The following is an 18,449-nucleotide window of genomic DNA, read 5'->3' on the forward strand; positions in this document are numbered from 1 at the left end:
GTCACGCTACCCCCTGCGCCGCGCGGCGCCCACCTGCCCGTACGAATCCCGGTTCGGGCACACCGGGGTTGGGGCACTATGACGGGGTGGCAGCCGCAAGGTCGTCGGACGGACCGTCCGACCGGTCCGGCGCCCTCCGGAAGGCCGGGAGGGCAGTCGGCCGTGCCCTGCACATGCCCATCACCGGCACCGCGAGGGGCATCCGCCGGGCCACGCATGCGAATGGCGCGGGGGAATCGGGCCTGGGCAAACTGATCGAGCTGCACGCCGTCAACGGCGCCGGCGATGTGATGATCACAGTCGCGCTGGCCTCGACGGTGTTCTTCTCCGTACCGACGGACGAGGCCCGCGGCCGGGTGGCGCTCTATCTGGCAGTGACCATGGCGCCGTTCACCCTGCTGGCCCCGGTCGTCGGGCCGATGCTGGACCGCCTGGGACACGGCCGCCGCGCGGCGATGGCGGGCGCGATGCTGGTCCGGGCGGTGCTGGCGCTGATGATGTCGGCCGTGGTGGCGACGGGCGGCCTGCAGCTGTATCCGGAGGCGCTGGGCGTGCTGGTGGCGTCGAAGGCGTACGGGCTGCTGCGCAGCGCGGTGGTGCCGCGGCTGCTGCCGCGCGGATTCTCGCTGGTGAAGGCGAACTCCCGGGTCACCCTGGCCGGCCTGCTGGCAACCGGGATCGCGGCACCCGTGGCGGTGGGACTTCATTGGATCGGTCCGCAGTGGCCGCTCTGCGGTGCGTTCGTCGTCTTCGTCGCCGGAACGTTTCTGGCGTTCTCGATGCCGGCCGAGGTGGACTCGGCGAAGGGCGAGCGCCCGGCGCGCCTGCTGACGCACGGGGAGCTCAAACCGAACCTGCGCACCGTCGGCCGCTCGGTGCTGCACGGCCTGCAGGCGAACTCCGCACTGCGCATGCTCTCCGGCTTCCTGATCTTCTTCCTGGCCTTCCTGCTGCGCGAGCATCCGATGCCCGGCCAGAGCGCCGCCGTGTCGCTGGGCCTCGTCGCGGTTGCGGCCGGGGCGGGCAACGCCCTCGGCACGGCCGTCGGGGCATGGCTCAGGGCCCGCGGCCCCGAGCTGATCATCGCCACGGTGTTGTCGCTGACGCTGGCCGCGGCGATCTGCGCCGCGGTGTTCTTCAGCGGTCCGGTGATCGCGGGGCTGGCCGCGGTGGCGGGCCTGTCGCAGGCACTGGCGAAACTGTCACTGGACGCGGTGATCCAGCGGGACGTCCCGGAGGCGGTGCGCACCTCGGCGTTCGCCCGCTCCGAGACGACCTTGCAGATGGCCTGGGTGGTGGGCGGCGGCATCGCGATGGTGCTGCCGCTGAACGGAGTAGCCGGCATGGCCGTGGCGTCGACGATCCTGGCGACCGGGGTACTGCTGTCCGTACGGGGGCTGCTTGCCGCCGCCCGGCGCGGCACGCCGCACCCCCGCGTGGCGTGAGCTGGGGCGACCGATAGCCTTTCGCGCATGACCGTAACGTTCTTTTCGGGTAAGGGCCGCCGGGCCGGCGTGGCTCTTGGTGCTGTCTCCGCCGGACTTCTCCTGCTCTCCGCCTGCGAGAAGCCGACGCCGCTCGCGACCGTTACGGTCGGCACGGCGTCCGTCCACACCGAGGCCGCCTGCTACAACAACGGCGAGGCGATCAAGACCTCGGAGATCCAGTCCTGCCTCAACAAGACGGCCGAGAAGTCGATCGAGGTCCACGCGGACGACAAGGTGCGCTTCGGCGTCGACCCGGAGATCGCGAAGAACGGCTGGACGATCTTCATCGGCGGCCAGCAGGCCGAGCAGCAGCCGTACAAGTTGACCTACCGGACCATCCCGGGCAGCGCCTTCTTCGTCGGCGGCCAGCTGGGCCAGCCGGCCCCGGACAAGGTGCAGGTCAGCATCGTCGAGACCAACGGCACGAAGCTCACCGGCGTCTGGCACTTCGAGCTCAAGAAGGCCACCGACTGACGCGCGTGATGCGGGTCCTCGTGGTGACCGCCGTGGCGGCGGAGGCCGACTCCGTCGCCGCCGGGCTCACCGGCCTCGCCGACCCGGTCCCCCGCGCCCTGCCCGGCGGATACGCCCTGTCCCACCACCCGGTGCCGGTCCCGGCGGGATCCGCCGGTGATCCGTCCTGCCCTGCACCGCGCCTCCTCGCCGTCGACGTGCTCGCGGCCGGAGTGGGGCCCGCGGCCGCCGCGGCGGGCACGGCGGCCGCGCTCACCGTGGGGACCCTCGCCGGGGAGCCCTACGGCCTCGTCGTGTCCGCCGGGATCGGCGGAGGGTTCCAGCCGTACGCGCCCGTCGGCTCGCTCGTCGTCTCCGACGCGATCGTCGCCGCCGACCTGGGCGCGGAGACCCCCGACGGCTTCCTGCCCGTCGACGAGCTCGGCTTCGGACGAGCGGTGCACGTCCCGTCCCCGCTGTCCGCCCGCGCCGCCGAGGCGCTGAACGCCCTCCACGCGCCCGTCCTCACCGTCTCCACCGTCACCGGCTCCGCCGCCCGCGCCGCCGCCCTCACCGCCCGCCATCCGCGGGCCGCCGCCGAGGCCATGGAAGGCTTCGGAGTCGCCGAGGCGGCCGGCGCGCACGGCGTCCCCGTACTGGAACTGCGCGCCATCTCCAACCCGGTCGGCCCGCGCGACCGTGCCGCATGGCGGATCGGAGAGGCGCTCGACGCCCTGCGGAACGCCTGCCGGCAGCTCCTCCCCGTCCTCGAAGAGGCACCATGAAGCTGAAGATCGCCTACTCGCCCTGCCCCAACGACACCTTCGTCTTCCACGCCTGGGCACACGGCCTGGTCCCCGGCGCGCCCCGCCTCGACGTCACCTTCGCGGACATCGACATCACCAACGGCATGGCGGAGCGCGGCGAGTTCGACATCCTGAAGGTCTCGTACGCGGTGCTGCCGTGGGTGCTGGACGAGTACGCCCTGCTGCCTTGCGGCGGGGCGCTGGGCCGCGGCTGCGGCCCGCTCGTCCTCACCCGGGAGCCGGGGACTTGTGGGGGTACCTCCCAGACGAAGTCCGGGGGAATCAGCGGCAAGACGGTCGCCGTGCCCAGCGAGCGCTCCACGGCATACCTCCTCTTCCGGCTGTGGGCCGCGGACGTGCTGCCGGGCCCCGTCGGGAACGTGGTCGTGATGCCGTTCCACGAGATCATGCCCGCGGTCCGGGACGGCAGGGTCGACGCCGGGCTCGTCATCCACGAGGCGCGGTTCACGTACCAGAACTACGGGCTGCACTGCCTCGCCGACATGGGCGAGCACTGGGAGCGGACGACCGGGCTGCCGATCCCGCTCGGCGCGATCATCGCCAAGCGCAGCCTGGGCGAGGACGTGCTCCGCAGGATCGCCGAGGCCGCCCGTACGTCCGTCCTGATGGCCTGGGACGACCCGACGGCCTCACGGGCGTACGTAATGGAACACGCCCAGGAGATGGACCCGCTGGTGGCCGACCAGCACATCGGGCTCTACGTCAATGAGTTCACCGCCTCGCTCGGCGAAAACGGATACGCGGCGGTGCGTGGGCTCCTCACACGCGCCGCGGCCGAGGGACTGGTACCGCCCCTCGGCCGCGATGCACTGAACTACGTCTGAACTACACGTCCAGCTGGTCGGCGACCGCCCGCAGCAGACCCGCGATCTTCTTGCCGTGGGCCTTGTCGGGGTAACGGCCGCGCTCCAGCGACGGCGTGATGTTCTCCAGCAGCGTCGTCAGGTCCTGCACGATCGATGCCAGCTCGTCCGGCTTGCGCCGCTGCGCGGCCGCGACGGACGGGGTCGGATCCAGAACCGTCAGAGAAAGCGCCTGGTCGCCACGCTGGCCCGCGACCACACCGAACTCCACCCGCTGGCCGGGCTTGAGCGAATCGACTCCGGCGGGCAGCACTGACGAGTGGACGAAGACATCGCCGCCGTCGTCACGGGAGAGAAAGCCGAAGCCTTTCTCGCTGTTGAACCACTTGACCTTGCCGGTAGGCACGTCTGTCCTCGTCCTCGTAACTCGTCGGGGCTTCAATAGCACTACAGCGGGCCGTCATCGGACCCGCCACGACCAAGGCTAATGGTCCAAGGGCCGGTGACAAGACGTCCCGGTGGTTCCTACGCGCTGGGAACTACCCTGGCCGGGTGAGTAACGAAACCCAGCCTTCTCCCAGCGGCGCCGGCGATCGGCTTGTTCGTATCGGTGCGATCGTCTTCTTCATCGGCGCGGTGGCCACACTGATCACCGTGGCCCCGCTCTTCCTGGGCACCGACCCCTTTCCGATCGGCGCCTACCTCGTCAGCATGCTGATGGGCGTCGGCCTCCTGATCGCAGGCGCCGGCGTACTCCGTTCGATCGCGGCGCAACGCCGTCAGGCACGAGCCTCCGCGTAGGCCTCCGGCCAGGCCGCCTCCGCGGCGGCGCGGGCCGTCGAGGTTGGCCGGTGTGTCCGTCCTCAAGCGCCGGACGGGCTCCGGTCATGACGCCCCACAAGGCGCTGACGCGCGCCACACCCAGGCCGGGTGACGCCCCCGCCCGGGGAGCACGGCAACCAGCTCGGGCGTGACGCGTCAGCGCTTCGCGCGCCAGGCCAGGAACAGCGCCGACAGCACCGCCGCGACCCGGACGACCACCGGCCACATGTCCGCCAGCGCGTCCGCCGTGCCGCCCTCCGGGACCGGCGCGCCCCAGCGGCCCTCGACGCGGCCCCACACCCACACCACACCGCCCGCCAGGGACAGGCCCGGCAGACCGAGTACCGCCAGCTTCATCTGGGCCCGGCTGAGGCGGCGCGAGCCGTACGCGAGCAGCCAGCCGCCGGCCAGCGCAAGCCATGAGCCGAGGAACGCCCCCGCCACCAGCAGCACGGCGGCGAGCAGCAGGAACGGATTGGCCCGGGCCGGAGCCGGGGCAGGGGCCGGGTCAGGAGCCGGGGCCGTCTTCCGGACGCGCCGCCACCACGGGCGCCGCGCAGCCGCCTGCGCGGCCTCCTCCGCCGGCGGCTCCTCCTTGCGCGGCGGCTTAAGGATCTCCGGGACCTCCACTCCGCCGACGAAACCGCCCACCCCGGCCACCTCGTCCACCGGCTCGACGCGCCACCAGTCGGGCTCGCTGCCGGAGGGGCCCAGTTCGTCCTCGCCCGCCAGATGCGGAGGCGACGCGGCAGGCGGCGGGGGCGGGGGCTCCCCGGCCTCCCTGCGCGGACGCGGGATGCGGCCCGTACGCTCCACCGGCGGCCCGGACGAAGGCGCCGGCGGGACGTACTCCGCACCCTCCGACGCCGCGGACACCACCTCGTCCGGCGTACCGAGCCGTCCCAGGATGCGGCGCACCGCCGCCGGGCTGTCCGGGCCGGACTTCGACCGCCGCCGGTCGATCTCCTCCCGGAGCGTCGCCACCAGCCGCATCCGTACGGCCGACGGCAGCTGCCGCTGCTGGGCCAGGTCGCCGACCCGGCTCAGGTAGTCGTAGACCAGCTGGTCACTCTCGATCCCCACGCGATCCCTCCACCGCTCCCTGCCCCGAAGGTAGCGTCTAACGTGGGGCGGATGGGGAGCAGTGAGCCGCAGCGGGAGGCGTACGTGCACGGGACGACCGACGGGACCGCCGCAAAGGCACCGCGCACCCTCGCGGAGGCGTTGCGCGGCCGGGACGAGGCGACGCTCGCCGCGCTGCTGCGCGCCCGGCCCGATCTGCTGAGCCCGGTCCCGAACGACCTCACCCAGCTCGCCACCCGGGCCGGCACCCGCGCCTCCGTCGTACGGGCCGTGGAGCGGCTCGACCGGTTCGCGCTGCAGACGGCGCAGGCGCTGGCGGTGGCCCCGGAGCCGACGCCGTACACCGCCCTGCGCACGCTCCTCACCGGTGACGACGGCGACCCCGAGGTCGAGGCGGCGCTGCCCCGGGCACTCGGCGTGCTCCGTGCGCAGGCTCTCGTGTGGGGCGACGACGAGCGGCTCCGGCTCGTACGCACCGCCCGTGAACTCCTCGCCCCCTCCCCCGCTCACCCCACCCCCACCGGACTCGGGCCGACCGTCGCGGAGGCGGCGGCCGGGATGTCGCCGGGCCGCGTCCAGGAGATCCTGGCTGCCCTCGGGCTGCCCGCCACGCACGACCCGGTCTCCGCGGTCGCGGCGGTGACCTCGCTGTTCACCGACCGCGAGCGCATGGCGGCGCTGCTGGCCGACGCCCCGGCGGAGGCGGTGGCCGTACTGGACCGGCTGGTCTGGGGCCCGCCGTACGGGGAGGTGTCGGCGGACCCGCCCGCGCATGTGCGGTGGCTGCGCGACCGGGGCCTGCTGCTGCCCGCGAGCCCCCGCACGGTCGTCCTGCCACGCGAGGCCGCCCTGCATCTGCGCGCCGGGCGGGCCCACCGGGTGCCGGAGCCGGTGCCCCCCGCCGTCACGGCGGCCGCGTCGCACACCCCGCGGATCGTGGACGCCACGGCGGCCGGGCAGGCGCTCACGGCACTGTCCACCGTGGAGGAGCTGCTCGCGGAGTGGAACGAGGGCGGACCGGCGGTCCTCCGGGCCGGCGGCCTCGGCGTCCGCGACCTGAAGCGCACCGCGGCCCTGCTCGACGTCCCCGAACCCGTGGTCGCTTTCTGGCTGGAACTCGCCTATGCGGCGGGGCTGGTGGCCTCCGACAGCGAGGCCGACGAGCGGTACGCCCCCACCCCGGCGTACGACGACTGGCTCGACCTCCCGGCTGCCGAACGCTGGTCGCGCCTCGCCACGGCCTGGCTCACCGCCACCCGCACCGCGGGCCTGGTCGGCGGCCAGGACTCCAAGGGCCGCACCCTGTCGGCCCTCGGCCCCGAGCTGGACCGCTCCGCCGCCCCCGAGGTCCGCCGCCGCGTCCTCGCCTTCCTCGCCGCCCTTCCGGAGGGCTCCGCCCCGGACCGCGACACGCTGCTGACCCGCCTCGCCTGGGAACGCCCTCCGCGCGGCACGACCACGTCCGCGGCCCCGGCGCGGCCCGCGCACGAGGACCTGCGCTCCCGGCTCGCCCGCTGGACCCTCGACGAGGCCGAACTGCTCGGCCTCACCGGCCGCGGCGCCCTGTCGGCCCATGGCCGGGCGCTCCTGGACTCCCTGACACCTGCCACGGCCGCCGACGCCGGTTCCCTTCCGCACCGCACCCCCACCGACGCCGAGCTCGCCGCCGCCGGGAGGCGGGCCGCGCAGGTGCTCGCGCCGCTCGTCCCCGAGCCCGTCGACCACATCCTCCTCCAGGCCGACCTCACCGCTGTCGCCCCCGGCCCGCTGCAGCAGCCGCTCGCCGGGGTGCTCGCCGTCCTCGCCGACGTCGAGTCGAAGGGCGGCGCGACCGTGTACCGCTTCACGCCCGCGTCGGTGCGCCGGGCCCTGGACGCCGGGCAGGCCGCCGCCGATCTGCACGCCTTCCTGGCCGCGCACAGCCGTACGCCCGTACCGCAGCCGCTCAGCTACCTCATCGACGACGTGGCCCGCCGCCACGGCCACCTCCGCATCGGCGCCGCCTCCGCGTACGTACGCTGCGACGACGACGCCGTGCTCGGCGAGATCCTCGCCGACAAGCGCTCCGCCGGTCTGCGCCTGCGGCGCCTCGCACCCACCGTCCTGGCCGCCCAGGCCGACCCGGCGACCCTGCTCGACGGGCTGCGCGCGATGGGCTTCGCGCCGGCCGCCGAGTCGACGGAGGGCGATGTGCTGATCACCCGCGCCAACGCCCACCGCACCTCGCCGCGCACCGCCCCGGTCCCCGTCCCGGAGGGCCCGCCCGTGCCCGACGACACCCTGCTGGGCGCGGCGGTGAAGGCGATCCTGGCCGGCGACCTGGCCGCCACGGTCCCCCGCAAGGAGGCGCCCACACGCGCGCACGAGGGCGAGCTGCCCCGTACCTCCCCCGCCGAGACCCTCGCCACGGTCCAGGCCGCGGCCCTCACGGGCTCCGCGGTCTGGATCGGCTACGTCAACGCGGACGGCGCGGCCAGCCAGCGCGTGATCGCCCCGGTCCGCGTCGAGGGCGGCTTCGTCACGGGCTACGACCACACGGCGGACGAGGTCCGCACGTTCGCACTGCACCGCATCACGGGCGTCGCGGAACTGGCCGACGACGCGGTGTGACCGCCGTCAGTCCAGCTCCAGGACCACCCGCGCACCCGCGCCTCGCCGCGCACCCGCAACCATGCGGCACACTGGATGTTTGGCCACTCCCGCAACGAAAGGGCGCAGGCGTGAATGGACCCCTCATCGTGCAGAGCGACAAAACGCTTCTGCTCGAGGTCGACCACGAGCAGGCCGACGAGTGCCGTCGGGCCATCGCGCCCTTCGCCGAGCTGGAGCGGGCGCCGGAGCACATCCACACCTACCGGGTGACCCCGCTGGGGCTGTGGAACGCGCGCGCGGCCGGGCATGACGCCGAGCAGGTCGTGGACGCGCTGGTGCAGTACAGCCGCTACCCCGTGCCGCACGCGCTGCTCGTCGACGTCGCCGAGACGATGGACCGGTACGGCCGGCTGACCCTCACCAAGCACCCGGCGCACGGGCTGGTGCTGACGACGACCGACCGCCCCGTCCTGGAGGAGATCCTCCGCTCGAAGAAGATCATTCCGCTGGTCGGGGCGCGCCTCGACCCGGACACGGTCGTCGTGCACCCGTCCGAGCGCGGGCAGATCAAGCAGGTGCTGCTGAAGCTCGGCTGGCCGGCCGAGGATCTCGCCGGTTACGTCGACGGTGAGGCGCACCCGATCGAGCTGGCCGAGGACGGCTGGTCCCTGCGGGCCTACCAGAAGCAGGCCGTCGAGGGCTTCTGGCACGGCGGCTCCGGCGTCGTCGTGCTGCCGTGCGGCGCCGGCAAGACGCTGGTCGGCGCGGGGGCGATGGCGCAGGCCAAGGCGACGACGCTGATCCTGGTCACGAACACCGTGTCGGCGCGGCAGTGGAAGCACGAGCTGGTGAAGCGGACCTCGCTGACCGAGGACGAGATCGGCGAGTACAGCGGTACGAGGAAGGAGATCCGGCCCGTCACGATCGCCACGTACCAGGTGCTGACGACGAAGCGGAAGGGGATCTACCCCCACCTGGAGCTGTTCGACTCCCGCGACTGGGGTCTGATCGTCTACGACGAGGTGCATCTGCTGCCGGCGCCGGTCTTCAAGTTCACGGCGGATCTCCAGGCGCGGCGCCGTCTGGGGCTGACGGCCACGCTGGTCCGCGAGGACGGCCGTGAGTCGGACGTCTTCTCCCTCATCGGGCCGAAGCGCTTCGACGCGCCGTGGAAGGAGATCGAGGCGCAGGGCTATATCGCGCCCGCCGACTGCGTCGAGGTCCGTGTCAATCTGACCGACTCGGAGCGGCTCGCGTACGCGACGGCCGAGGCGGAGGAGAAGTACCGCTTCTGTGCGACGACCGCGACCAAGCGGAAGGTCACGGAGGCGCTGGTCGCCAAGCACAAGGGCGAGCAGACCCTGGTCATCGGCCAGTACATCGACCAGTTGGACGAGCTGGGCGAGCATCTGGACGCGCCGGTCATCAAGGGCGAGACGTCCAACGCGCAGCGCGAGAAGCTCTTCGACGCGTTCCGGGAGGGCGAGATCAGCGTTCTCGTCGTGTCGAAGGTCGCGAACTTCTCGATCGACCTGCCGGAGGCGACGGTCGCCATCCAGGTCTCGGGCACCTTCGGCTCCCGCCAGGAGGAGGCGCAGCGTCTCGGCCGGGTCCTCCGCCCGAAGGCGGACGGCCACGAGGCCCGCTTCTACTCGGTGGTCGCGCGCGACACGATCGACCAGGACTTCGCCGCGCACCGCCAGCGCTTCCTGGCCGAGCAGGGTTACGCGTACCGGATCGTCGACGCGGACGACCTGCTGTCGGGCGACGCGGCGTGACGGGCCGGGCACTCAGACTCTGCGGCGGACGCCCGCGTCCTCGCCGTACTCGCCGAGGACGACGACGCTGAACGCCGCCTCGGCGAAGACCTTCACCGCGCGGAGGGCGTCGCCGAAGCGGTGGGCGTGGTGGCGTGCGGCGCCGGTGGCGGTTGCGCCGTGCGGGCGGAACTGGGCCCGGTGGAAGGTTGCGCTGCTCATGTGTCCATGGTGCGTTTTCCGCACCGCGTATACATCGGCCCTCAGGGGGAACCGTCGAGTTGCGCTCGTACGCCCTTGGGCATAGGTGATCCCCTACGGGTCGGTAAATGGTTCGCCCGCGCCGCACAGGCTGACTACAATCGCCCGTCTGCCCGCCTCCCCTCGCCGGGAGTGCCGCCGCCCGGACGGAAACCGGCGGCTGTTCTGACGTGTTCACCGCCGAGCGTGACCGCCGCCCCCTGCTGCCCGGGGCGGGGGCGGGCCGCCGGCCTGCGTACAGCCGGAGGCACCGTGCCCGAGATCGACGCCGACCCCCTTGGGCGCGAGCGCGCCCACCTCGCCGCCTCGCGCGCCGCGCTGCGCGCCATGCGCGAGGACGTGGAGGCGCTCGACATCAAGGACGTCACCGCGAACTGGGTGAACGCCCTCGTCCTCGGGTCCCAGATCGAGGAGCGCATCAAGGCGCTCGCGGACCTCTCCCACACCCCGCTGTTCTTCGGCCGCCTCGACTACCTCCACGCGCCCGGAGCGGAGTTGGCGGAAGGCGCCGAGGGGGAGAACTTCTACATCGGGCGGCGGCATGTCCACGACGCCGACGGCGATCCGATGGTCATCGACTGGCGTGCGCCGGTGTCACAGCCGTTCTACCGGGCGTCCCGGAAGGACCCGATGGACATCGGCCGGCGCCGCCGCTTCGGCTACACCGGCGGCGAGCTCACGGCGTACGAGGACGAGCACCTCACCGACCCTTCCGAGGCGGCACGGACCAGCAAGCTGCTCCAGGCGGAGATCGAGCGGCCGCGTGTCGGCCCGATGCGGGACATCGTGGCGACGATCCAGCCGGAGCAGGACGAGATCGTACGGTCCGGGCTGTCCGGCACGGTGTGCGTGCAGGGAGGCCCCGGCACCGGGAAGACGGCGGTGGGCCTGCACCGGGTGGCGTATCTGCTGTACGCGCACCGGGAGCGGCTGGCCCGTACCGGGACGCTGGTCATCGGACCGAACCGCTCCTTCCTCCACTACATCGAGCAAGTCCTTCCCGCACTGGGTGAGTTGGAGGTCAAGCAGGCGACCGTCGGCGATCTGGTCGCGCATGTGGAGGTGAAGGGGGAGGACGACGCCGCGGCCGCGGTCGTCAAGGGCGACGCCCGCATGGCCGGGGTACTGCGCCGCGCGGTGCGCTCGCACGTCACGATGCCGACGGAACCCGTCATGGTCGTGCGGGGCTCGCGGCGCTGGCGCGTACCGGCGTACGAACTCGATGAGATCGTCCGCGAGTTGCTCGACCGCGACATCCGTTACGGCGCCGCGCGGGACGCCCTGCCGCAGCGCATCGCGCACGCGGTGCTGGTGCGCATGGAGCAGGCGGGCGAGGCCCCGGACGACCGGGTGCAGGACGCGGTGGCCCGTAACGCGGCGGTGAAGGCCGCGGTGAAGGCGATCTGGCCCGCAGTGGACCCGGCGAAGCTGGTGCTGCGGCTGCTGTCGGACGCGGACTTCCTCGCCGAGCACGCGGACGGGGTACTGACCGCCGACGAGCAGAAGGCGATCCTCTGGGCGAAACCGGCCCGCAGCGTGAAGTCGGCGACGTGGTCGCCGTCGGACGCGGTGCTGATCGACGAGGCCGCGGACCTCGTCTCGCGTACGCACTCCCTCGGCCATGTGGTCCTCGACGAGGCGCAGGACCTCTCCCCCATGCAGTACCGAGCGGTGGGCCGCCGCTGCTCCACGGGCTCGGCGACCGTCCTGGGCGATCTCGCGCAGGGCACCACGCCCTGGGCGACCCGGAACTGGGACGAGGCGCTGGCACACCTGGGGAAGGCGGACGCGGTCGTCGAGGAACTGACGGCCGGCTTCCGTGTGCCACGCGAGGTCATCGCGTACGCGTCCCGGCTGCTGCCGTCGATCTCCCCGGGGCTCGCCCCCGTCTCCTCGGTACGTGAGAACCCGGGCTCGCTGGACGTCCGCGAGGCCACGGACCTCGACGTGGAGGTGCTCGCCGCGTGCGTCGAGTCACTGCGCCACGAGGGCTCGACCGGCCTGATCGCGGCGGACGCACGGGTGCCGGTGCTGGCGGACGCGTTGCACGCGGCGGGCCTGCCGTTCCTCGCCCCGGGCGAGGAGACGACCGCCGAGTCCCGCCTCACGCTGGTCCCGGCGTCGCTCGCGAAGGGTCTCGAGTACGACTACGTGGTCCTCGACGAACCCGCCGCGATCGTCGACGGCGAACCCGACGAACGGACGGGCCTGCGACGGCTGTACGTCGCCCTCACCCGCGCGGTCTCCGGCCTGACCGTGCTGCACGCGGCACCGCTGCCGGAGCAGCTCGGCTAAGACCGACCGGCAATAGGGCCCGCGGCGTCGCGAGTCGATAGCTCTCGCCTGGACGCACATCCCTCGTCGCGCGCAGCGCCGCTGCGCTCTCCTCACGATGCACGCCCAGACTCGGCTCTCGACTCGCTCCTTGTCCCACGCTCCCTATTGCCGGTCGGTCTAAGGCTGTAGCCGGAAAGGTTCGCCGGGAAGCTCGCGGCTCCCGCAGCGGCAGCCGGGGGAGCGTCGCAGGCCGGTGAACCTTTCCGGTCACAGCACTGGGGGCGCCGCCCCGGCCCTGGTCGACCGGTATGTCCGCCCTCGAACGCCGGACGGGCTGGGAGTTGGCGGCCCCCACTGTCGGGGAGCCGGACCCCAGCCCCACCCCCACCCCGGCCCCGCGTCACGCGTTCAGCGCCTCGCGCCACCGCGCCACCGCCTCCGGGGCGACCGACGCCGACCAGCCGCCGGGGCGTGCCGCACCCCCGATGTGGAACGCGTCGATCCCCGCCGTACGCAGCGCGGGCACATGGTCCAGGCGGAGGCCGCCGCCGACCAGGAGGCGGGGTTCACCGGCCCCCGCCGCCTCCGCCAGGAGGATCGGCAGGCCGGCGTCCACGCCGGACGCCGAGCCCGCGGTCAGGAATGCGTCGAGGCCGGGCGCGCCGGCCAGCTCCTTGCGCAGGGCGTCGCGGTCCGCCGCGTGGTCGATGGCCCTGTGGAAGGTCCAGCGGCACCCGGGGAGCGCGGAGACCAGCGCGCGGACCGCGGCCATGTCGGGGTTGCCGGCCTCGTCGAGGAAGCCCAGCACGAACTCCTCCGCACCCTCGGCCCGTAGCGCCAGCGCGGTCCGTACGAGCGCCTCCACGTCACCCGCTGCGAAGCCGGCGGCAGCCCTGAGCATCACGCGGAGCGGGATGTCCACGGCGGCCCGGATCGCGGCGAAGGTCTCGCGGGACGGGGTCAGCCCGTCTGCCGCCATGTCCCTGACCAGCTCCAGACGGTCCGCCCCGCCGGCCTGGGCCGCGATGGCGTCCCGCGCATCGAGAGCGATCACCTCCAGCAGTGTCCGGTTGCTCATCCGACCTCACTCCGACGACAGGTCTAGTCCAATATTGGGACAGCCTACGCGGTCGACGCGCCCACGGCGCCTCAATGGGCGTGTCCGTCCGCGCTCGCGCCCTCGGCCGAACCCGGACCCGCGGCTTCACCCGCGCCCACGTGCACCGTAAACGCGGCGGTCCGGACCTTGCCCTCGTGCTGGAAGTCCAGGAAGAGCCGGTACGAACCGGCACTCGGCGCCGTCGCGGTGAAGGACACCTCGGGCCCGGGGCCACCCTCGTTCGGGTGGACGTGGAGATAGGCGAGGTCGCCGGAGCGCAGGGCCACGAGATGGCCGTACGACCCGAGGTACGGCTCCAGGTCGGTGACCGGCTTGCCGCTCTTCGCAATGCGCAGCTTCAGTTCGCCGGCCCTGCCGGGCGTGAGCCTGCCGTCGAGGGTGACCTCGTACCCGTCGATCCCGGCACGAGCAGACCGCGCGGGCAGCGCGGCCGGGGCGTACGCGCCGGAGACGGCGAGGTCGGCACCGAGGGTGAGCCCCTTGGCGTCACCGGCGGGCTTGAAGTCGGCGAAGACCCGGTAGCCGCCGGCCGCGGGCAGCCGGACAGGAGTGGACCAGGTGCCGTCGACGGCCCGCACCGGGTGCAGGTGGCGGTACACGGTGAGGTCGCGCGAGGCGACGATGAAGTGCAGTTCCTTGCCGTGCTCGCGCTGGTACGCGGTGACCTTGCGCCCACTGCCGTCCTCGACGGAGAAGCGCAGCTCGGCCGGCTTTCCGGCGGCGATCCGCGGGGTGTCGAGGTCCAGGGTGTAGCCGCCGTCGGATATCTGCAGCCCGCCGGCCGCGGGCTGCGCGGCGCCCGGGGCCGCCCCGTCGTGCCCGTCGCCGTGCCGGTCCGCCCCCTTCCCCGCCTCCCCCTCACCCGCATGGCCGGCTCCGTGCGCCTCGCGCGCCTCCTGCCGGGCGGTCGGCTTGTCCGCGACCGGGCCCACACCCTGCCCCACTCCATAGGCGCTACCGAAGGTCGCGGCGAGCGCGGCGGTGTATGCGGTGATCCTCAGTCCGGTGTTCATGACGACCAAGATACCCCCCAAGGGTATGGAGTCAACACTTGCGCTTGATACGGGTGGGGGGTATACATGGAGCGACGCTAAGCAATACCCCCCCAGGGTATACGAGAAGGAGAGGCCACCATGTCGTCGTCCTGCTGCTCCCCCGACCACAGCTGCTCCACCGGCACCACCACCGAGACCGCCGTGGCCCTCGCCGAGAGCCGCACCACGGCCTACCGCGTCTCCGGCATGACCTGCGGCCACTGCAAGAGCGCCGTCACCGCCTCCGTCGGCGCCCTGGACGGCGTCCTCGGCGTCGACGTCGACGTGGCGGCCGGCCTGGTCACCGTGACCACCGACGGCGAGCCCGACGACAAGGCGGTCGCCGACGCCGTCGACGACGCCGGATACGAACTCACCGGCCGGGCCTGATCCGGAAGGCCGGGGCCCGCGCGGCCCCGGCCCACGTCCTTGGAAGGAGCAGCACAGCAATGACCACCACGACCCCGGGTGCCCATCTGGTCGAGCTCGCCATCGGCGGCATGACCTGCGCCTCCTGCGCGGCCCGTATCGAGAAGAAGCTCAACCGCATGGACGGGGTCGAGGCCACCGTCAACTACGCCACGGAGAAGGCGAAGGTCACCTTCCGCGAGGACGTCTCCGTCCAGGATCTGATCGCCACCGTCGAGGCCACCGGCTACACCGCGCAGGAACCGGCGCCCCCGGCCGCCCGCCCGGACGAGAACGGCGACGCGGCCGACGAGCAGGACGACGAGCTCGCCCCGCTGCGGCAGCGTCTGATCACCGCCGTGACCCTGGCGGTGCCGGTCGTCGCCATGGCAATGGTTCCGGCGCTGCAGTTCGAGTACTGGCAGTGGCTGTCCCTCACCCTCGCCGCGCCGGTCGTCACCTACGCCGCCTGGCCGTTCCACCGCGCCGCCTGGACCAACGCCCGGCACGGCGCGGCCACCATGGACACCCTGATCTCGGTCGGCACGTCCGCCGCGTTCCTGTGGTCGCTGTGGGCGCTGTTCTTCGGCACGGCCGGCATGCCCGGCATGACCCACCCCTTCGAGCTGACCATCGCCCGCAGCGACGGCGCCGGGAACATCTACCTGGAGGCCGCCGCGGGTGTGACCGCCTTCATCCTGGCCGGGCGGTACTTCGAGGCCCGCTCCAAGCGGAAGGCGGGCGCCGCGCTCAAGGCGCTCCTCGAACTGGGCGCCAAGGAAGTGACCGTGCTCCGTGACCGCCGCGAGGTCCTGCTCCCCACCGCGGACCTGCAGGTCGGCGACCGTTTCCTGGTACGCCCCGGAGAGAAGATCGCCACCGACGGCATCGTGGTCGAGGGCTCCTCGGCCGTCGACGCGTCGATGCTCACCGGCGAATCCGTCCCCGTCGAGGTCGGAACCGGCGACGCGGTCACCGGAGCCACCCTCAACGCCGGCGGCCGGCTGGTCGTCGAGGCGACCCGGGTCGGCGCGGACACCCAACTGGCCCGGATGGCCAAGCTGGTGGAGGACGCCCAGAACGGCAAGGCGGCGGCCCAGCGCCTCGCCGACAGGATCTCCGCGGTCTTCGTCCCGGTCGTGATCGCGCTGGCGATCGGCACGCTCGGTTTCTGGCTCGGCAGCGGCGAGGGCCTGACCGCCGCGTTCACCGCCGCCGTCGCCGTGCTGATCATCGCCTGCCCGTGTGCGCTGGGCCTGGCCACTCCGACCGCGCTGATGGTCGGTACGGGCAGGGGTGCCCAGCTCGGCATCCTCATCAAGGGTCCCGAGGTGCTGGAGACGACCCGCAAGGTCGACACGATCGTCCTGGACAAGACCGGTACGGTCACCACCGGCCGGATGGCGCTGCTCGCCGTCCACACCGCGGGGGGCGAGGACGAGAAGCAGGTGCTGCGCCTCGCCGGCGCCCTGGAGCACGCCTCCGAGCACCCCATCGCCCGGGCCGTCGCCGCCGGCGCCGCGGCCGAGGCGGGCCCGCTGCCCGCGCCGGAGGACTTCGCCAACGTCCCCGGCCTCGGCGTGCGGGGCGTCGTCGAGGGCCACGCGGTGCTGGTCGGCCGCGAGAAGCTGCTCGGCATGGGGGTACCCCCCGGACCGGAGCCTGTCGGAGGTCCTCGGGGGAGGGCGATCACCCTTCCGCCCGCCCTGGAGCGGGCCAAGGCGCAGGCCGAGGCCGCCGGGCGTACCGCGATCGCGGTGGCCTGGGACGGCGAGGCGCGGGCCGTGCTGGAGGTCGCCGACGCCGTCAAGGAGACCAGCGCCGAGGCGATCCTCCGGCTGCGTGCCCTGGGCCTCACCCCGATCCTGCTGACCGGCGACAACAAGGCCGTCGCCGAGTCGGTCGCCCGCGAGGTGGGCATCGACCAGGTGATCGCCGAGGTGCTGCCGCAGGACAAGGTGGACGTCGTCAAGAAGCTCCAGGCCGAGGGCCGTACGGTCGCCATGGTCGGCGACGGCGTCAACGACGCCGCCGCGCTGGCCCAGGCCGACCTGGGGCTCGCGATGGGCACGGGCACGGACGCGGCGATCGAGGCCGGCGACCTGACGCTGGTACGGGGCGACCTGCGGGCCGCGGCCGACGCGATCCGGCTCTCCCGCAAGACGCTCGGCACCATCAAGTCCAACCTGTTCTGGGCCTTCGCCTACAACGTGGCCGCGCTGCCGCTCGCCGCGGCCGGCCTGCTCAACCCGATGATCGCGGGCGCGGCGATGGCCTTCTCCTCGGTCTTCGTCGTCGGCAACAGCCTCCGCCTGCGCGGCTTCCAGCCGGCGGACCGCTGACGGCACACAGGGAACGGCCCCCGCACCCGGATCCCCCCGCACCCGGATCCCTCGGGCGCGGGGGCCGACGCGCGTCCCCCGGCCCCGGCCCACTACGCCCGGCGCGATTGCGCTGAGAGCGTGCGGCGCTTCCGGGGACACCAACCACCGGGCAGAGTCGGGGACATGAGACTTCTGATGCTGGGCGGCACGGAGTTCGTCGGACGCGCCGTCACCGAGGACGCACTGGCCCGCGGCTGGGACGTCACCGTCTTCCACCGCGGAACGCACACCCCGCCCCCCGGCACCACCGTGCTGCACGGCGACCGCACCGCGCCCGACGGCCTGGCCGCCCTCGCCCACGGCGAGTGGGACCTCGTCGTCGACACCTGGAGCGGCGCGCCCTCCGCGGTGCGCGACACGGCACGGCTGCTGGCCGGCCGGGCGGGCCACTACACGTACATCTCCAGTTGCTCCGTCTACCCCTACCCGCACGCGCCCGGGTACACCGAGGACGACCCGGTGGTCGACGGCTCGCCCGACGACGGCGGCGACGTCGACTACCCCCGTGCCAAGCGCGGCGGGGAACTCGCCGCGGTGGCGGCCTTCGGCGACCGCGCGCTGCTGGGCCGCGCGGGGCTCATCCTCGGCCCGTACGAGAACATCGGCCGGCTCCCGTGGTGGCTGAACCGCATCGCCCGGGGCGGCCCGGTGCTGGCGCCGGGCCCGCGCCACCTGGGTCTGCAGTACATCGACGCCCGTGACCTGGCCCGCTGGGTCCTGGACGCGGCCGGACGCGGGCTCGGCGGCCCGTACAACCTGATCAGCCCGCCCGGGCACACGACCATGGGCGAGCTGCTGGAGGCCTGCGTCCGGGTCACCGGTTCCGACGCCGAACTGCGCTGGACCGACCCGGAGACGATCCTCGCCGCCGGCATCCGGCCGTGGACGGACCTGCCGGTGTGGATCACGCCGGGCGAGGACCACGACACGATGCACCGGACCGACACCTTCAAGACGCACGCCGCCGGGCTGCGTTGCCGGCCGGTCACGGAGACGGTGGCCGACACCTGGGAGTGGCTGCGGAACATCGGCGGCACCGCGCCGCGGCGGCCCGACCGCCCGGCGCCGGGCCTCGACCCGGAGACGGAGGCGAAGGTGCTGGGCGGGGGCGCCGACGGCTGACGCCTCAAGCCGCCCGCCC

At 73.3% G+C, this 18,449-nt stretch carries 16 protein-coding genes; 11 read left to right on the plus strand and 5 right to left on the minus strand.

Going from position 1 to position 18,449, the window contains the following annotated elements:
- The first annotated feature begins 86 nt into the window (after positions 1-86).
- The 4 genes from ABD858_RS14435 to ABD858_RS14450 are packed head-to-tail and all read left to right on the plus strand — an operon-like array spanning position 87 to position 3,591.
- Complete coding sequence (locus ABD858_RS14435; RefSeq protein ID WP_345037359.1) at positions 87-1,445, plus strand: MFS transporter; 1,359 nt, start codon at positions 87-89, stop codon at positions 1,443-1,445.
- Positions 1,446-1,472: 27 nt separating this feature from the next.
- Entirely contained in the window at positions 1,473-1,961 is a 489-nt protein-coding gene (locus ABD858_RS14440) for a DUF2771 domain-containing protein (RefSeq protein ID WP_345037361.1), read from the plus strand.
- An 8-nt stretch (positions 1,962-1,969) separates the two neighbouring features.
- Complete coding sequence (locus ABD858_RS14445) at positions 1,970-2,725, plus strand: futalosine hydrolase (protein ID WP_345044542.1); 756 nt, start codon at positions 1,970-1,972, stop codon at positions 2,723-2,725.
- Positions 2,722-3,591 (plus strand): 1,4-dihydroxy-6-naphtoate synthase, encoded by an 870-nt coding sequence (locus ABD858_RS14450; RefSeq protein ID WP_345037363.1) that lies wholly within the window; start codon positions 2,722-2,724, stop codon positions 3,589-3,591. Before ABD858_RS14445 ends, ABD858_RS14450 begins: the two co-directional genes overlap by 4 nt.
- A 1-nt stretch (position 3,592) precedes the next feature.
- Here ABD858_RS14450 and ABD858_RS14455 read toward each other — a convergent pair whose 3' ends face one another.
- On the minus strand, positions 3,593-3,976 hold the full coding sequence (locus tag ABD858_RS14455) for a cold-shock protein (protein WP_345037366.1): 384 nt from the start codon (positions 3,974-3,976) through the stop codon (positions 3,593-3,595).
- A 146-nt stretch (positions 3,977-4,122) separates the two neighbouring features.
- Here ABD858_RS14455 and ABD858_RS14460 point away from each other — a divergent pair, with 146 nt between their 5' ends.
- Positions 4,123-4,371 (plus strand): hypothetical protein, encoded by a 249-nt coding sequence (locus tag ABD858_RS14460; protein ID WP_345037367.1) that lies wholly within the window; start codon positions 4,123-4,125, stop codon positions 4,369-4,371.
- Positions 4,372-4,548: 177 nt separating this feature from the next.
- Here ABD858_RS14460 and ABD858_RS14465 read toward each other — a convergent pair whose 3' ends face one another.
- Entirely contained in the window at positions 4,549-5,475 is a 927-nt protein-coding gene (locus ABD858_RS14465; protein WP_345037369.1) for a hypothetical protein, read from the minus strand.
- 51 nt (positions 5,476-5,526) lie between these two features.
- Between ABD858_RS14465 and ABD858_RS14470 the strand changes: the two genes are divergently transcribed.
- The gene (locus tag ABD858_RS14470) at positions 5,527-8,085 is read left to right on the plus strand and encodes a helicase-associated domain-containing protein (RefSeq protein ID WP_345037372.1); all 2,559 of its coding nucleotides are present in this window, start codon (positions 5,527-5,529) and stop codon (positions 8,083-8,085) included.
- Between the two features lie 110 nt (positions 8,086-8,195).
- The gene (locus ABD858_RS14475) at positions 8,196-9,845 is read left to right on the plus strand and encodes a DNA repair helicase XPB (RefSeq protein WP_345037374.1); all 1,650 of its coding nucleotides are present in this window, start codon (positions 8,196-8,198) and stop codon (positions 9,843-9,845) included.
- A gap of 12 nt (positions 9,846-9,857) precedes the next feature.
- Here the strand turns inward: ABD858_RS14475 and ABD858_RS14480 are convergent, their stop codons facing one another.
- Positions 9,858-10,046: a hypothetical protein gene (locus ABD858_RS14480; protein WP_345037376.1), complete on the minus strand. Its 189-nt coding sequence runs from the start codon at positions 10,044-10,046 to the stop codon at positions 9,858-9,860.
- A gap of 291 nt (positions 10,047-10,337) precedes the next feature.
- Between ABD858_RS14480 and ABD858_RS14485 the strand changes: the two genes are divergently transcribed.
- On the plus strand, positions 10,338-12,380 hold the full coding sequence (locus ABD858_RS14485; protein WP_345037378.1) for a HelD family protein: 2,043 nt from the start codon (positions 10,338-10,340) through the stop codon (positions 12,378-12,380).
- 382 nt (positions 12,381-12,762) lie between these two features.
- Here the strand turns inward: ABD858_RS14485 and ABD858_RS14490 are convergent, their stop codons facing one another.
- Positions 12,763-13,440, minus strand: a complete 678-nt coding sequence (locus ABD858_RS14490) for a copper homeostasis protein CutC (protein ID WP_345037381.1) — start codon at positions 13,438-13,440, stop codon at positions 12,763-12,765.
- Positions 13,441-13,511: 71 nt separating this feature from the next.
- On the minus strand, positions 13,512-14,495 hold the full coding sequence (locus ABD858_RS14495; protein WP_345037383.1) for a hypothetical protein: 984 nt from the start codon (positions 14,493-14,495) through the stop codon (positions 13,512-13,514).
- Positions 14,496-14,615: 120 nt separating this feature from the next.
- Here ABD858_RS14495 and ABD858_RS14500 point away from each other — a divergent pair, with 120 nt between their 5' ends.
- The 3 genes from ABD858_RS14500 to ABD858_RS14510 all read left to right on the plus strand — a co-directional run bounded on the left by ABD858_RS14500 (position 14,616) and on the right by ABD858_RS14510 (position 18,430).
- On the plus strand, positions 14,616-14,906 hold the full coding sequence (locus tag ABD858_RS14500) for a heavy-metal-associated domain-containing protein (RefSeq protein ID WP_345037385.1): 291 nt from the start codon (positions 14,616-14,618) through the stop codon (positions 14,904-14,906).
- A gap of 59 nt (positions 14,907-14,965) precedes the next feature.
- The gene (locus ABD858_RS14505) at positions 14,966-17,266 is read left to right on the plus strand and encodes a heavy metal translocating P-type ATPase (RefSeq protein ID WP_345037388.1); all 2,301 of its coding nucleotides are present in this window, start codon (positions 14,966-14,968) and stop codon (positions 17,264-17,266) included.
- 165 nt (positions 17,267-17,431) lie between these two features.
- Entirely contained in the window at positions 17,432-18,430 is a 999-nt protein-coding gene (locus ABD858_RS14510) for an NAD-dependent epimerase/dehydratase family protein (RefSeq protein WP_345037390.1), read from the plus strand.
- Positions 18,431-18,449 lie beyond the last annotated feature (19 nt).

It is taken from the genome of Streptomyces sannanensis (assembly GCF_039536205.1).
GTDB classification, from domain to species: domain Bacteria; phylum Actinomycetota; class Actinomycetes; order Streptomycetales; family Streptomycetaceae; genus Streptomyces; species Streptomyces sannanensis.